The sequence below is a fragment of the Klebsiella sp. C239 genome (assembly GCF_048822715.1).
Taxonomy (GTDB): domain Bacteria; phylum Pseudomonadota; class Gammaproteobacteria; order Enterobacterales; family Enterobacteriaceae; genus Klebsiella; species Klebsiella quasipneumoniae.
The window spans coordinates 942,075-957,297 of sequence record NZ_JBMEZK010000001.1 but is presented as its reverse complement, the minus strand read 5'-3'; the positions used below and the strand labels follow the sequence as shown (position 1 = coordinate 957,297).

The window sequence follows — 15,223 nt, the reverse complement described above, 5'->3', positions numbered from 1 at the left end:
GGCTTGCCCCTGCTGATATGCAGGGGCTTTTTTTGTTTGAGAGTAAGCATTACGGTAAAACGAACCCTCTATTGATAGGTAGAGTCCGCTCCAGGCGCCCAGGGGATGTTAACGGCGTAGACGTTGCGTCAGGCGACTAGTCATTAAAAGTGCTTACTGCTTATTTGCGGGACCGCCGTCTGATTTGGGTGGGATCTTGACGACTAATCTTTGAGCTATTCCCGGTTTGCCCTTTTCAAAGCGCCATTTTTTAAGCATTTTATCAATGACTTGATGTTCCAACTCCGGAGTCGTTGTCGATTCAAGTATCTTTACATTCTGAACTCTGCCATCTGAATCAACATCGTACTGAATCCGCAGGAAACTCGGCAGTAGGTTTCCGTTCTTATCACGAGTGGTAATTGATGTGTTTGCTGAGGAAATGCTGCCTGAAGGTGTGCTGGCGCTGGCCTCTGTGCTGGCGCAGAGTGTCAGTAACAATGGCAAAATTAAAGTGAATAGTCTGCTAGTTTTCATTAATCGTCTGAGTTCCAAAGTTAACCATGAATATTCACGTTACCAACGGCGCGAGTGACAGGTTACCAGATGAGATGATCCGTGAACACCGCGTCTTCAGTGGCAATCACGTTGACCCCCTGACCCGGCGCTTCGTACTACATCCTTTCCCGAGGACGTTTGGCTATTAGGACAAGTGGGCGCTGAGCGACTATATCAACGACTCTTTTGCCAGCTGTCGGCAGCGCGATCCGGTTCGTCGGGGAACATGGGCGAGCTAAAACCCTCAAGTGATTAGCATGGATTCGCGTCCCGCGCTGAAGACCTTTAGCTAATCCTTTTTAACTCCGGTGCCGGGGATCTACCGCGCTTGCAGCGTTAAGGGAGGGATCTCCGGGGCCTAAGCGGCAGCCTGCTGCTGATGCTAAGGGGGATGTACTTCAGTGATTCATGCGACACCTGAAACTTAACACGGAAGCGGCTGAGCATAGCGCCAGCAGGGAGAATCCCGGAGAGCGATGCGTGACGCCTTGTCCCGGCTACGCTGTTGGGCCGTATTTGTGCCGTATTTTTGCCAGGTGGCGGCTGCGCCTTACCCGGCCTACAAAAACTCGCTAGCTAACTGACTGGCTTGCGCCGCGTTGAGTGGTACCTGGTGATGTCAGCGCTTTCCGCTCCTGGCATCAAGCGGACAAACCAGGTGAACCCAGGTCCGCCATGAGCGAGGAGCGGAAGTTTGCAACTCCCACAACTACGTTACTAACATTGAGGTGTCGTAATCAACGGAGAGCAGGTCAAAGTCATTTTAGCTGCTTCAAGGGATAAGAGTTCGTGGTACTGGAACCGTCACTATAGAGCTCGGTAATAATTATTTTTTTACCATCAATAGAATATTTGACTGTACTGTCCGCAGGATCATCCCGCCAGCGACCGGTGCTGTCAGGGTTATCAGATGCCCACATAACCTGATCACCTATAAGTTTGCACTTTATTGCCCAACGGGTGCCATCGTTCTGTCGGATATAATGTACGTAGGCAATACCTGATTCAACTTTATCCAGTTTCATGATCTTATGGTCACGGCCAAACATCGCAGCAGAAGTAGCCTTGCAAATCTGACCTACCGTGACTTCAGAAGCCTGTACCGGCGCAGTAAACACCAGCGGAAAAAGAAGTAAAAGTTTTTTCATACGGCTCAATCCATTTTGTTTATTTTCAGGGATTACGTTAAATGTATATGTCGGCAATCTAAAGCGTTTCTTGAGGCTAATTTAGTGTTGCGATGGCAGGACTGATTTTAGTCCCTAGCGAAATCTCAAGCTCTGCCTGATTGCCAGCTTGACTCCTTTGACACGCTCCCCGTTGCACCACACAGAATGTTGTAACCACTTCCGCACTTGGACACAGAAGAAATTCATGCTAAGCAAGGTCCGGACGGTGCAAAGTACGGATGTTAATTTTTGAAGCTTTTAAGAACTATCTGCAGTGGTTACTGGCTATAGTGATCATTGCGATTAGACAGCGAACTACTATCCCAGGAGATTTATAGACATTTCCATGCAGCGCAGTTCAGCCTGCGCCAAGGCAGAGGGATACATGCTTTCCTGCATAAGTTTGAAACCATGCTTCTCATAAAAAGTCTGGGCATTAGGTGTTGAGGACAAAGTCAATTGCTCAAATCCACGTTCACGAGCTTCACTTTTGATGGCTTCAATAATCTGACTACCTAACCCTTTACCTGTATATCGAGGTAACGTAAATACAGCCTCAATACTTCCTGTAGATAGATCAAGATAGCCTGTAGCTAATAGTCTGCCATCAGCCGCAACAACGAAAAAAGGATTCGCTACAATGACATTCCTGTAGCTTTCAGGCATTTTTTCCGGTGTCCAGGCTGCAATAACCGCATCATCATAACTATTCTTACATCCGTAACGTATAGCCTGATTTCGAATGTTCCAGCATTCTTCTGCCTCTACAGGCACAGCTAGTCTGATCTTCATAGCTTTTCCTTGTACGTTTTATTCTGCGAGCTATTTACATCTACCATAAAAGTTCTAAAGCATCCCCATCAAATTTGAGTGAGGCGACAATGTCCGCTCCTGGCACACAGCAGACGTGAAATTCTGCAATAGCATTCGTACCCTTACAATATCAAGTAGCTTCTGGATACCGCGTCAGCGGCATGACAGCGCCAGATGATGTCCATGTGGCTGTTCCAGCCAAATGGTGCCGAAGGCCCGGTGTAGCCGGTTGTTGGATTATAAATTCTGCCGGTTCCCCTGCCCTGATTAGCCTTAACTCGCGTTCCGCGCTGAAGCCCCTTTTAACCTCGTTGATCGAGTTCTACCGCGCATGCAACCTTAAGATAGTGTTCTCCGGGGCCTAAGCGGCAGCCTGCTGCTGATGCTAAGGGGGAGATTCTTCAGTCATTCCTGCGACACCAGGGAGCTTAACACGGAAGCGGCTGCGCATAGCGCCAGCAGGGAACCCCGGAAAGCGATGCGTGACGCCTTATCCCGGCTACGCTGTTGGGCCGTATTTGTGCCGCTCTTGTGCCGTTTTTTTGCCGGGTGACAGCTACACCTTACCCGGCCCGCGATTTGGTGCTCTATTCGCGCCCTTCGTAGGCCCGCGCAAGCGTAGCGCCGCCGGGCAAGGACAGCGGGCACGGAGCCGATTTTGTGCCGGGTGGCGGCTGCGCCTTACCCGGCCTACAGGGTTCGTGCGACCTGTCGTTAATATATTCACCATGGTTGCTGAAACTGCCGGTGCTGGCGGCCTCAAAATCGCTGAGACGTTCCCGGAAGGCCGGGGCAGCCCGCATGGATGCGGGCTGAGGGCCGTGTTTTGCACGGACGCTGCCTCGGCCCGACCCGAAGCCTGCAGGGATAAGTCGAAGGGACCACGCAGTGGCGATTTTGCTGGCCGGAGCCCGGGGGTACAGGGGGCGGCGGCGACTGGCCGCCCCCTGTGCGCTCCCTGCGCCATGCCAGACATAACGCAGACGATTAACCGGGAGCGCAAACTACGCTGAAGTCACGCGTGATAAACGCTTTCCCCGGGCTGAGAACCTGTAAAACCGATAACAGCCTCCCCCGCCGCCGGGCAAGATATCGCTCCGTGCCCGCCATGTTGCCGGGTGGCGCTTCGCTTACCCGGCCTACAAAGGCCTCCCGTCAGCTCATATCCCCAGGCCCACGCTAACACAGCGCCGCCGGGAAGGTATCAGGCTCCGAGCTCAACATGTTGCCGGGTGGCGCTTCGCTTACCCGGCCTACAAAGACCTCCCGTCAGCTCATATCCCCAGGCCCACGCTAACGCAGCGCCGCCGGGCAGTTACTGCGCCTGCTGCTGCGCCTGCGCCAGCTGGCGGACAATCGCCTCGCGCCGCGCATCCCCTTCCGGCAGCCGGGCCAGCAACGCCTGCAGGGCCGCCACGGCTTCGGGGTAATCTTCATTACGTACCGCGCTCAGGGCTAGCATCTCCAGCACCGGCAGGCTGGTCGGCTGTCGCTGATGCAGGTCGCGCAGCAGCAGCTCGCCCATCCGGACCTGACCGCTATCCCCCGCCCGCACCAGCGCGCTGGCATAATCGAAAGCCGCCGCCGGGTCGTCCGCCGCCAGCGCATGCGCCCGGCCAAAGGCGCCGATCGCCGTCTCGCCATCGTTCAACAACAGGCCCAGCCGCCCAAGCAGCTGCCAGCCGGCGAGGTCGTGCGGAGTATTCTGCAGATGGCTGCGCAGGCCAAGCCGCAGCTCCGCCAGCTCATCCATACGCAGCGGCGGCGCGGTCGGGTCCTTAACCTGCTGCAACAGCGCAGGATAATGCCGCTCCGCCTGCTGCCAGAGCAGCACCTGGCCAATATCGCTGGTTTTCAGATACAGGCCCAGGCTCAGGACCACCAGCAGCAGCGCGCCCGGAAACAGCGCCCAGCGGCTTAGCGGCCGTTCGCCAGGCTGTACCTGGGGCGGGATATCCGTCAGCAGCGTGCGCTGCAGCTCGACGACCAGCGCCGGGTTGTCCTCGCCGCGCTCCTGCGCCAGCTCCTGCAGGCGCGACTGATACAGGGCGCGGTTGAGGGTATCGCGGTCCACCGCCCCTTTGCCCGACCACGGGAAGTACAGCAGCCCCAGCGCGCCAGCCAGCAACAGCCCGGCGATAACCACCAACAGGCTCATCGTTCTTTTCCTTCTTTCAATAATGCCGCCAGCCGCTGGCGCTCTTCGACGCTGAGCGCCGCGTCAGGAATATCGCGACGACGCGCGCGGGCGATAATCACCCCCGCGCCCGCCAGGACGAACAGCCCCGGCCCCAGCCACAGAAGCACCGTGCCCGCGGTCAGCGGCGGCTCGTAGCTGACAAAATTGCCGTAGCGGGCCACCATATAGTCAACGATCTGCCCTTTCGTTTTCCCCTGCTGCATCAGCTCGTACACCTTCTGCCGCATATCGGCGGCAATCATCGCGTTCGAGTCGGCGATGCTGTTGTTCTGGCATTTCGGGCAGCGCAGCCGGGAGGTGATCTCGCGGAACGCCTGCTCCTGGGCCTCGTCTTTAAACTGCCAGGTGTCGATGGCGGCCCACGCCTGGCCGGTCAGCATCAGCGCCAGCAGAATGCCTATGACACCTCTCATCAGCCCGCCCCCCGGTTGTATTGATTCCACAGCGGCTGGAGCTCCTCGCGCCACACCCGGTCGTTCAGGTCGCCGGCGTGCCGCCAGCGGATGATGCCCTGACCGTCGATGAGAAACGTCTCCGGCGCGCCATAAACCCCCAGATCCAGGCCGAGCATGCCGTTGCCGTCGTACAGGCTCAGCCTGTACGGATTACCCAGGCGCTGCAGCCAGCTGATCGCCTTCTGCCGATCGTCTTTGTAGTTCATCCCCACCACCCGCACGCCCTGCTGCGCCAGGCCGTTGAGAAACTGATGCTCGGCGCGACAGGTTGGGCACCAGGTGGCCCAGACGTTAAGCAGCAGCGGCTTGCCGTCAATCAGCGTCCGTCGGTCCAGCGTCTGGCCGGGGGTATCCAGCGCTTCAAGGCGAAATTCCGGCAGCGGTTTGCCAATCAGCGCCGACTCGAGGGTCGTCGGGTCGTCGCCATCGGCGTTACGCATCAGCTGCCAGAACAGCGCGGCGGCCAGCGCCAGAAACAGCACCAGCGGGATAAACAGCAGCTTCCGGTTCATGAGGCCTCCTGCAGTTTCTTACGCATCCGGTAGCGCGGGTCGAGCATGCAGCACAGACCGCCGAGGGCCATCAGCACCCCGCCGTACCAGATCCAGCGAACGAACGGTTTGTAGTACAGACGCACCGCCCAGCTGCCGTCGCTCAGTTCTTCCCCCAGCGCGGCGTACAGATCGCGGGTAAGCCCGCCGCTGATCGCCGCCTCGGTCATCATCATCCGGCTGGCGGTGTAAAAGCGTTTCTCGGCATACAGCGTCGCTTCCGGGCGGCCGTTGCGGGTCACGGCAATAATGCCTTCCCCGCCGGTCCAGTTGGGGCCGACGATATTGCGCACGCCGTTAAACACGAAGTGATAGCGGTGGATATCGATACTGTCGCCGGGGCGCATCCGTACATCGCGCTCCACGCTGTAGTTCTGGCTAAAGGTGATGCCGATAACGGTCACCGCCACGCCGACGTGACCGAGCACCATCCCCCACTGGCTGCGGGTCAGCGTCCGCAGGCCGCGCCAGAAGCCGTGGCGATGGGTGGCCCGTTCGTGAACCTCCATCAGGGCGAAGATCAGCACCCACAGGGCCATCATCAGACCAATGACCGCCATCGCGGTGATACGATCCTGCAGCAACCACGGCAGCGCCAGAGAAAGTGACAACGTCACCACCAGGGCGACCACCAGGTGCTTAATCTGCCTGGCGACGTCATCGCGCCGCCAGCGGATCAGCGGTCCCAGCCCCAGCAGCAGCGCAAACGGCGCCATCAGGGCGGTGAACATGGTGTTAAAGAACGGCTCGCCGATGGAGATGCTGCCGAGGCCCAGCTCTTTATGCACCAGCGGCAGCAGCGTTCCGAGGAGCACCACCAGCATCGCGGCCATCAGCAAAATATTGTTGCCCAGCAGGAACGACTCGCGCGACCACAGGGTATGTTCCACCCGCGCGCGCACCCGGCCGCCCTTCAGGGCGTACAGCAGCAGCGACCCGCCGATGGCGACAATCAGCAGCGCCAGAATGAACAGCCCGCGCGACGGATCCGAGGCGAAGGCATGCACCGAGACCAGCACCCCGGAGCGCACCAGGAAGGTGCCCAGCAGGCACAGGGAGAAGGCGGCGATGGCCAGCAGCACCGTCCAGGCGCGGAAGCTGCCGCGCTTCTCGGTCACCGCCAGGGAGTGCAGCAGCGCGGTCCCTACCAGCCACGGCATAAACGAGGCGTTTTCCACCGGGTCCCAGAACCACCAGCCGCCCCAGCCCAGTTCGTAATAGGCCCACGCCGAGCCCAGCACGATGCCGAGAGTGAGGAACATCCACGCCGCCTGGGTCCAGGGACGCGACCAGCGCGCCCACGCGGTGTCCAGCCGCCCCGCCAGCAGCGAGGCGATGGCGAAGGCGAAAGCCACCGAGAAGCCGACGTACCCCATATAGAGGATCGGCGGATGAAAAATCATGCCTATATCCTGCAGCAGCGGATTAAGGTCGCGGCCGTCAATGGGGTACTGCGGCAGGCCGCGGCTGAACGGGTTGGAGGTAAAGAGGATGAACAGCAGGAACCCAAAGGCGATCATCCCCATCACCGCCAGCACCCGGGCGACGGCGTCGAGCGGCATCCGGCGGCTGAAGAGGGCGACGGCGAAGGTCCAGACGCTGAGCAGCAGGACCCACAGCAGCAGCGAGCCCTCGTGCGCCCCCCAGGTCGCCGCGACCCGATACCACACCGGCAGCGCGCTATTGGAGTTTTCCGCCACGTAGCGGACGGTAAAATCGTTGACCACGAAGGCGTGCACCAGCAGCAGGAAGGCGCCGCCGATGCAGGCGAACAGCCCACAGGCCAGCGGCCGGGCCAGGGCCATCAGCCGCCGGTCCTGCCGCGCCGCGCCCCACAGGGGATAGACGCTCAGGAGCAGCGCCAGCCCCGCCGCCAGACACAATAAAAAGTTGCCCAGCTCCGGCATCATGGCTGCGCCTCCGCTTTCGCCGGCGTCATGGCGTTTTTCACCTCCGGCGGGGTGTAATTTTCATCATGCTTGGCCAGCACCTGCTGAGCGGTGATATGCCGCTCGCCGTCCAGAACGCCCTGGGCCACCACGCCCTGTCCTTCACGGAACAGGTCCGGCAGAATGCCCTTATAGCTGACGTCCACGACCCCGCGGGCGTCATACAGCTTAAAGCGCACGTCGAGGGTTTGCGGGTCGCGCTGCAGGGAGCCGGGCTGAACGTAGCCCCCTACCCGCAGGCGCTGCCCGGTATGGGGCAGCGCCCGGGTTTCCGTTTTACCGTAGATAATTTCCCCCGGGGTGTAGAACAGATCGATATTGCTGCTCAAGGCGTACAGCGTCAGGCTGACGGTCAGCCCAAGGCCGGCGAGCACCGCCAGCACGATATACAGCCGGGTTTTACGACGCGCTTGCATCCGCGGCCTCCTTGTCATGTTCGCGAGCGGCCGCGATCCGCCGCTCGCGCGCCTGCTGGCGTCGCACCTCATGGAATAGCGCCCGCCGCGCCCACAGGGTATGAACCGTCAGCAGGCCAAAGGCGGCGATGGCCACGGCCACCGCCAGCCAGACGTACAGGGCATAGCCGCCCATATTCAGGAAGGCGGCGAACGAAGAAAAAGCGGGGCTCATCGGGCGGCTCCTTTGTTAGCCAGCGCCATCACCCACGGCCGACGACGTTCCAGCTGGAGGATCAGGTTACGCAGGCGCATCAGGGTCAGGGTGACCGACAGCGCGAGGAAAGCAAAAATGCAGATCCGCAGCGGCAGACGCATGCTCGGGTCGATGGTTTGCTGCAGGTTGGTCGAGCCCTGGTGCAGGGTGTTCCACCAGTAAACCGAGTAATGAATGATGGGCAGATTGACCACCCCGACCAGGACGAGGATCCCCGCCGCGCGCCCGGCCAGGCGGCGGTCGTCAAAGGCGTGCCACAGGGCGATGACGCCGGCATACAGAAACAGCAGCACCAGCTCCGAGGTCAGGCGGGCGTCCCAGATCCACCAGGTCCCCCACATCGGCTTGCCCCACGCCGCGCCGCTGACCAGCGCCACCAGGGTGCAGACCGCCCCCACCGGCGCCAGGGCGGCGATCGCCAGGTCGGCCATTTTGATCTGCCAGACCACCCCGACGAAGGCCGCGACGGCCATCGCCAGGTACAGCCCCATCGACCACATCGCCGCCGGGACGTGAAGATACATGATCCGGTAGCTTTCCCCCTGCTGATAGTCCGCCGGGGCGAAGCCAAATCCCCACCCCAGGCCGATGACCAGCAACAGCGCGCTCAACGCCGCCAGCCAGGGGATCCAGCATCCGCACAGGCGGTACAGCCGCTCGGGGATCGCCAGTTGATGTAACGCTTTCCACATAGACGCTTACTCACACGGTTATGATGGCCGCGCCCGCAGGCGCAGCGAATTATTGCACGGTCAGCCGCAGCGCGGCGGCGGTGGCGAACGGACACAGGGTGGCGCTGGCGGTTAAGAACGCCGCCAGCATCGCCAGATAGCCGCTGACCGGGAGCCCGGCGGCCGCCGCCTGGCAGGCCGCGGTGGCGAAAATCAGCAGCGGCACCGCCAGCGGCAGCAACAGCAGGCTCAGCAGGACGCCGCCGCGCTTCAGGCCGACGGTCAGGCCAACCCCCACCGCGCCAAGAAAACTGAGCGTCGGCGTGCCAAGCAGCAAGGTCAGCGCCAGCACGCCGGCGTCGTGCAGATTCATCCCCAGCAGCAGCGCCGCCAGCGGCGAGACGATCAGCAGCGGCAGGCCGCTCATCATCCAGTGAGCGACCACCTTCACCAGCACCACCGCCACCAGCGGCGTCGGCAGAAGCATCAGCTGCTCCAGGGAACCGTCCTGCCAGTCGTCGCGAAACAACCGATCCATCACCAGCAGCGCCGCCAGCAGCGCGGCGACCCACACCACGCCCGGCGCAATCTGCGCCAGCAGTTGCGGCGCGGCGCCAACGCCGAACGGAAACAGGGTGATGACGATCAGAAAGAACCATAGCGGATTGAGGATCTCTGCCCCGCTGCGCCACGCCAGGCGCAGTTCCCGGGCCAACAGCGCTCTCATCATTGCCGCCTCCCGCCGTCGTCGCCGAGGCGCAGGGTGCGCAACGGGCAGCCCAGCGGCCGCAGCGGCTGATGGGTGGTGAGGATCGCGCTTCCCCCCTGCCGGGCGTGCTGCTCCAGGCGACGGGTCAGGGTTTCTATCGCCGTGGCGTCGAGGGCGGTGAACGGCTCATCGAGGATCCACAGCGGCGCGTCGGTTAACCACAGGCGGGTCAGCGCCACCCGGCGCTGCTGCCCGGCGGAGAGCTGGCTTAAGGGGAGATCTTCATAGCCCGCCAGGCCGACGGCGGCGAGGGCGCTTTCCCGCTGCTGAAGGCGGCTGGCCGGAAAGAAGAAACGCAGGTTTTCATCGGCGGTCAGCGCCGCGTTGACGCCGGGCTTATGGCCCAGCCACAGCAGCTGCCGGTGAAATGACTCCCGCACCTGGGCCAGCGGCTGGCCCTGCCAGCTCACCACCCCGCTTTCCGGGCGCGCCAGGCCGCAAAGGATCCGCAGCAGCGAGGTTTTCCCCGCGCCGTTATCACCGGCGACCTGCAGCAGCTCGCCGGCAGCAAGGGATAGCGTCAGCTCCGCAAACAGCGGTCGATCGTCAACGATGCAGGTCAGTCGCTCTGCATGCAGCATGAAGGCAAACTCCTTGATTCAGACAGTATTTTACGTCCTGGCTAAGTCAGGGTTGCGCCGCGCGGGCGACGCAACCCTGACGGTTACTGTCCGGCCCCCGGCAGCTTCGAGATATCGGCGTTGCCTAACGCCTTCTCATCGTGCGCCGCGGTCTCCTTACGCACCTTCGCCACATCGCTGGCGCTGACCGCCGGCGCGTTGTTGCCCCAGCTGGTGCGGATGAAGTTGACCACATCCGCCACCTGCTGGTCGTCCAGACGCCAGCCAAATGACGGCATGGTCAGGTTGGAGACCGCATCTTTCACCGCCGGCGTGGTGCTCCCGGTCAGAACGATGTGGATAAGCGAAGTGGCATCTTCGGTCTGTACCACCGGGTTGCCCTTCAGCGACGGGAAGGCGCGCTGGTAGCCCGCGCCGTCGGTGCGGTGGCAGGCGGCGCAGTTATCGACATACAGCGCGGCGCCGGTTTTGCTGTCGTTACCCTTCCACAGATCTTTCGCCACGCTGTCTTCCACCGGGGCTGGGGTCTGTTTGCCGCCGCGCGGCGGGAGCGACTTCAGATAGCGGGCGATGGCGGTGATGTCGTCATCAGAGAGATACTGCAGACTGTGCTCCACCACATCGCTCATGCCGCCGAAGACCACCGATTTATCGTTACGTCCGGTTTTCAGGAACTCAGCCAGCTCGGCTTCGCTCCAGGTCCCCAGACCGTCGCGATTTTCGCCGCGCAGGCTGGAGGCGACCCAGCCGTCAATCGGCGCATTGCTGCCCGCCAGGTAATCATCGCCTTCGCTTTCGCTGAGCGCTTTTTCCTGCATCGTCAGGCTACGCGGGGTATGACAGGCGCCGCAGTGGCCCAGGCCTTCCACCAGATAGCGACCGCGCTCCAGCACCGGGTCAACCTGCGGGTTGGCGACAAAGTCGCTCGGCGTCGGGGCGAAGATGCCGCGCCAGAACGCCAGCGGCCAGCGCATCGACAGCGGCCACGGGATGTCGGTGTCCTTGTTGGCGACATTCACCGGCTCCACGCCATGCATAAAGTAGGCGTACATGGCGCGCATGTCCGCTTCACTGATCCGCGCGAATGAGGGATACGGCATTGCCGGATAGAGCGTGGAACCGTCTTTCCGCACACCCTTGCGCACCGCGTCGTCGAACTCTTCGAAGGTGTACCCGCCGATGCCGTGTTCTTTATCCGGCGTGATATTGGTGGAGTAGATGGTGCCGATCGGCGTCTCCATCGGCAGACCGCCGGCGAAAGGTTTGCCCGCTTTGCCGTTGGTGTGGCAGGCGACACAGTCCCCCGCCCGCGCCAGATACTCCCCTTGCTTAATCAGATTGCTGTCCGCAGGCGCCTCTTCGGCGAAGGCCGCGCAGCTCAATGCCCCAAGCACCAGGGCCGATAACCATTGCATTTTCATCATCTGCCTTCCTTTATGCCTGCACCAGGGGACCCGGATTTTTCAGATACTGCTCGCGGATCGCCTTCGCTGACCAGTACGCCAGCGCGGCCACCGTGCCGGTTGGGTTATAGCCCAGCCCCTGCGGGAAAGCGGAGGCGCCGATGACGAAGACGTTATGCACGTCCCAGCTTTGCAGATAACGGTTAACGGCGCTGGTTTTCGGATCCTCCCCCATCACCGCCCCGCCGTTCATATGGGTGGTCTGGTAGGTGGTGGTATCAAAGTGGCTGTTGGCGTTTTTCGGGCTGCCGAGGATATATTTCGGCTTCATCGCTTTGGCGATCGGCGCCATCTTATCGAACATAAACTGCGCCATCTTGATGTCGTTTTCCTGCCAGTCAAAGGTCATGCGCAGCAGCGGCTGGCCAAAGACGTTTTTGTAGTTCGGATCAAGATCGAGGTAGTTCTGCCGATAGGACTGGTGCGCGCCGTGAGCATCCATCGACAGGTGATGGGTGTAGGTATCGGCCACCGCCGCTTTCCATTTGCTGCCCCACGCCGGGGTGCCAGGCGGTACCGGGAAACCGGAGATGGGCTTGGTCCCGGCCTGGTTGACCCAGAACGGCGAACCGCCGACAAAGCCCGCCGCGCCGTGGTCGAAGTTGTCGGCGTTGAAGTCGTCGACGCCGACGCCGTTGCCGCCCGCGCCGATAAACGGGTTGGTGTAGGTGTCTTTGTCGAAAATGGCCTTAATGGTGGTCATGTTCTGGTAGGCGAAGTTACGCCCCACCACCCCTTCGCCGGTCTCCGGATTGTAGGGTTTGCCGATCCCGGAGAGCAGCATCAGGTGCACGTTATGGAACTGGAAGGCGCCGATGATCACCAGGTCCGCCGGCTGCTCCATTTCGCGCCCCTGGCCGTCGACGTAGGTCACGCCGGTGGCACGGGATTTGTCGTCGGTCAGGTTGACCTTCAGCACGTTGGCGTTGGTCCGCAGCTCAAAGCGTTTTTCCTGGCGCAGCGCCGGCAGAATGTTCACGTTCGGCGAGGCTTTGGAGTACATGTAGCAGGCGTAGCCGCTGCAGAAACCGCAGAAGTTGCACGGGCCCATCTGCGCGCCGTACGGGTTGGTATAGGAGTCGGAAGTGTTGGCCGACGGCAGGTTGTAGGGATGGTAGCCCACCTCGAGCGCCGCTTTTTCAAACAGCTGCGCCGACCAGGTGTTTTTCTGCGCCGGCAGCGGGAAGTCATCTGAACGGTCCGGGGCGAAGGCGTTGCCGCCGCGGCCTTTACCGACGACCTTGCCTTTGATCGACCAGGCGGTCCCGGAGGTGCCGAACACTTTCTCCGCTTTATCGAAGAACGGTTCCAGCTCGTCGTAAGTGACGCCGAAATCCTGGATGATCATATCCTGGGGGATGAAGTTTTTGCCGTAGCGCTCTTCATAGTGGCTGCGCATCCGCAGTTCGATGGGATCGACGCGGAAATGGACGCCGGACCAGTGCAGCCCGGCGCCGCCCACGCCGGTACCCGGCAGGAAGGCCGCCAGCTGGCGATACGGCACCGCCTGCTGGCTGGTGTTATGCCGGATGGTGACGGTGCTTTTCGACAGGTCCTGGAACAGCTTGCGGCGGATGTTGTAGGTCAGCTCATCAATCACCTGCGGATAGGCGCCGTCCGGCCAGGTGTCGCGCATCGGGCCGCGCTCCAGCGCCACGACGTTGAGCCCGGCTTCGGTCAGCTCTTTGGCCATGATCGCCCCAACCCAGCCGAAGCCGACGATCGCGACATCGGTTTTTTTCAATACGGTGGCCATGATTACGCCCTCTCCCCATTAATTGATACCGGTGGGAAGGGGTAGCGTTCGCCCCGTTCAACCCAATCCATAAAGTCGGCGCGCGCGCCGGGAAAATTAATCAGCGTCCAGCCGACCATGCCTTTGTTACCGCCATGGATCGGGTCGCTGAAGAAGCCTTCGCGGGTGTTCTGCAGCAGATAGGTGAAGAACAGCGAAGCCGGTAGCTGTTTGAACTCGGCTTTGCCCGATTCCCACAGGCCGAGCGCCTCGTCCTGCTGCTCGCTGCTCAGTTCAGCAAAAGTCTTGTGATACTTGTCCTGACACCAGGCCTCGGCATCGGCGATCCCGAGGTTATAGATCTGTTTGGGCACCAGCGGCAGCTGATAGCCCATCTCTTTCGGCACGTCGGGGTTGAAGGGCCCCTGCATATACCAGATGGAGCCGGTGGCGTAAGGGGTATTGAGCTGGCGGTCGATAAACTCCGGCACGCCGGCCTCTTTAGCGCCGGGGCCAAGTTCATCCGCCGGGATTAAGCGAGCGACGGCGGCGTTGATAAACGCCCACTCACGATCGTTGAAGAACTGCGGCTTCCAGTCGCTGGCCGCCGCCGTGTTCCCGGAGGCTGGCTCTGAAGCGGGGGCCGCCTGCGCGGTCGCGCTGGTGGCCACGCCAATGGCCCCTGCTCCCGCGCCGCCGATCACCACCGTCGGGATCAGCGCCATCGATTTCACCAGGAAATCACGCCTGGAATTGTTAGTTTTCTCGCTCGACATCATCACATTCCTGTCATTGAAAATTACTGTTTTTGTCGCTGACAAAACCAGTGAATGTCGTGCTGGAACCGATACCATTGCGCTTTTAAACCGCTTAGCGTCTGGCCCGGACCGGCAAGTCGGATAAAACATCGCCAGAGGCGATATCATTTATAGGGTTATCGTTTGGATAGTAGACGATTCTCAACGAAACGCGGGAAATCGGAGAGAAATTCACCGGAATGTCATCGTGAGAAGGGTGCTGCCATAACCTTGAGGCGGTAAACCGGCGGCGTTCACACCGCGCTGAGCTTACCCATGCGCCAAAAAAGAGTGACTTGTATCACAAATGTTATTTTTTGTTTATGGTACATGGCAGATTAAACGTCTGTAAATACTCGTATTAGGAATAATTAAACATTTTGAGCTGTTAAAAAAGTTACTACCCGTTGTTAACTATTTTGCATCTATTTCCCGGCTAACGCGTTCGGCTGGCGATACCCCGTCCACAGGAGAAGAGAAGAGATGTTCGATCATGTGAAATTCGGCGTCAGTGACTATGCCGCCAGCAAAGCGTTCTTTTTACAAGCCCTTGCACCGCTGGGCGTAACGCTGGTCGGCGAAGGCGATCCGACCTACGGCGCAGAGCTGGCCGGCTGCGGGGATGTCTCTTTGTGTCTCTATCAAAGTGCGGACAACCCTGCGCCGCTGCATATCGCCTTTCGCGCCGACAGCCGCGAGCAGGTAGACGCCTTCTGGCAGGCAGCGCTGGCCGCCGGAGGAAAGGACAACGGCGCGCCGGGGTTACGGCCCAACTACCACGCCGGGTACTACGCCGCCTTTGTGATCGCGCCAGACGGGCACAATATTGAAGCCGTGTGCCATCTGGCGTCTTAACAAACG

Annotated in this window: 16 protein-coding genes; 1 reads left to right on the top strand and 15 read right to left on the bottom strand. The window is 60.7% G+C overall.

Annotation, left to right across the window (positions count from 1 at the left end; translation table 11 throughout):
- Positions 1-153: 153 nt before the first annotated feature.
- From ACOI6Z_RS04515 to ACOI6Z_RS04445, 15 genes are all read right to left on the bottom strand, one after another.
- Positions 154-516, bottom strand: a complete 363-nt coding sequence (locus ACOI6Z_RS04515) for a TonB family protein (RefSeq protein WP_074423654.1) — start codon at positions 514-516, stop codon at positions 154-156.
- 779 nt (positions 517-1,295) lie between these two features.
- Complete coding sequence (locus ACOI6Z_RS04510; RefSeq protein WP_049013568.1) at positions 1,296-1,685, bottom strand: hypothetical protein; 390 nt, start codon at positions 1,683-1,685, stop codon at positions 1,296-1,298.
- A 339-nt stretch (positions 1,686-2,024) separates the two neighbouring features.
- A complete protein-coding gene (locus ACOI6Z_RS04505) occupies positions 2,025-2,498 on the bottom strand; it encodes a GNAT family N-acetyltransferase (protein WP_048297685.1) in 474 nt (157 codons plus the stop codon).
- A gap of 1,336 nt (positions 2,499-3,834) precedes the next feature.
- Entirely contained in the window at positions 3,835-4,677 is an 843-nt protein-coding gene (gene ccmI, locus ACOI6Z_RS04500) for a c-type cytochrome biogenesis protein CcmI (protein ID WP_065812956.1), read from the bottom strand.
- On the bottom strand, positions 4,674-5,120 hold the full coding sequence (locus tag ACOI6Z_RS04495) for a cytochrome c-type biogenesis protein (protein ID WP_072096566.1): 447 nt from the start codon (positions 5,118-5,120) through the stop codon (positions 4,674-4,676). Before ACOI6Z_RS04495 ends, ccmI begins: the two co-directional genes overlap by 4 nt.
- An 11-nt stretch (positions 5,121-5,131) precedes the next feature.
- Entirely contained in the window at positions 5,132-5,686 is a 555-nt protein-coding gene (locus ACOI6Z_RS04490; RefSeq protein WP_032453183.1) for a DsbE family thiol:disulfide interchange protein, read from the bottom strand.
- Positions 5,683-7,635: a heme lyase CcmF/NrfE family subunit gene (locus tag ACOI6Z_RS04485; protein ID WP_065812955.1), complete on the bottom strand. Its 1,953-nt coding sequence runs from the start codon at positions 7,633-7,635 to the stop codon at positions 5,683-5,685. Before ACOI6Z_RS04485 ends, ACOI6Z_RS04490 begins: the two co-directional genes overlap by 4 nt.
- Positions 7,632-8,090 (bottom strand): cytochrome c maturation protein CcmE, encoded by a 459-nt coding sequence (ccmE, locus tag ACOI6Z_RS04480; protein WP_032453185.1) that lies wholly within the window; start codon positions 8,088-8,090, stop codon positions 7,632-7,634. Before ccmE ends, ACOI6Z_RS04485 begins: the two co-directional genes overlap by 4 nt.
- On the bottom strand, positions 8,074-8,304 hold the full coding sequence (ccmD, locus tag ACOI6Z_RS04475) for a heme exporter protein CcmD (protein WP_048297689.1): 231 nt from the start codon (positions 8,302-8,304) through the stop codon (positions 8,074-8,076). Before ccmD ends, ccmE begins: the two co-directional genes overlap by 17 nt.
- Positions 8,301-9,038, bottom strand: coding sequence for a heme ABC transporter permease (locus ACOI6Z_RS04470; RefSeq protein ID WP_032453186.1), 738 nt, complete (start codon positions 9,036-9,038; stop codon positions 8,301-8,303). Before ACOI6Z_RS04470 ends, ccmD begins: the two co-directional genes overlap by 4 nt.
- Before the next feature lie 49 nt (positions 9,039-9,087).
- Positions 9,088-9,747, bottom strand: a complete 660-nt coding sequence (gene ccmB / locus ACOI6Z_RS04465) for a heme exporter protein CcmB (protein WP_065812954.1) — start codon at positions 9,745-9,747, stop codon at positions 9,088-9,090.
- Positions 9,744-10,367, bottom strand: coding sequence for a cytochrome c biogenesis heme-transporting ATPase CcmA (ccmA, locus tag ACOI6Z_RS04460; RefSeq protein WP_023290027.1), 624 nt, complete (start codon positions 10,365-10,367; stop codon positions 9,744-9,746). Before ccmA ends, ccmB begins: the two co-directional genes overlap by 4 nt.
- A gap of 83 nt (positions 10,368-10,450) precedes the next feature.
- The gene (locus ACOI6Z_RS04455) at positions 10,451-11,791 is read right to left on the bottom strand and encodes a c-type cytochrome (protein ID WP_072096551.1); all 1,341 of its coding nucleotides are present in this window, start codon (positions 11,789-11,791) and stop codon (positions 10,451-10,453) included.
- Positions 11,792-11,801: 10 nt separating this feature from the next.
- Complete coding sequence (locus ACOI6Z_RS04450; protein WP_002908285.1) at positions 11,802-13,586, bottom strand: GMC family oxidoreductase; 1,785 nt, start codon at positions 13,584-13,586, stop codon at positions 11,802-11,804.
- A gap of 2 nt (positions 13,587-13,588) precedes the next feature.
- Complete coding sequence (locus tag ACOI6Z_RS04445; RefSeq protein ID WP_004175724.1) at positions 13,589-14,344, bottom strand: gluconate 2-dehydrogenase subunit 3 family protein; 756 nt, start codon at positions 14,342-14,344, stop codon at positions 13,589-13,591.
- 501 nt (positions 14,345-14,845) lie between these two features.
- On the opposite strand from ACOI6Z_RS04445, the gene ACOI6Z_RS04440 reads away from it, so the two are divergent.
- Positions 14,846-15,217, top strand: a complete 372-nt coding sequence (locus ACOI6Z_RS04440) for a VOC family protein (protein WP_044523731.1) — start codon at positions 14,846-14,848, stop codon at positions 15,215-15,217.
- Positions 15,218-15,223: the final 6 nt, after the last annotated feature.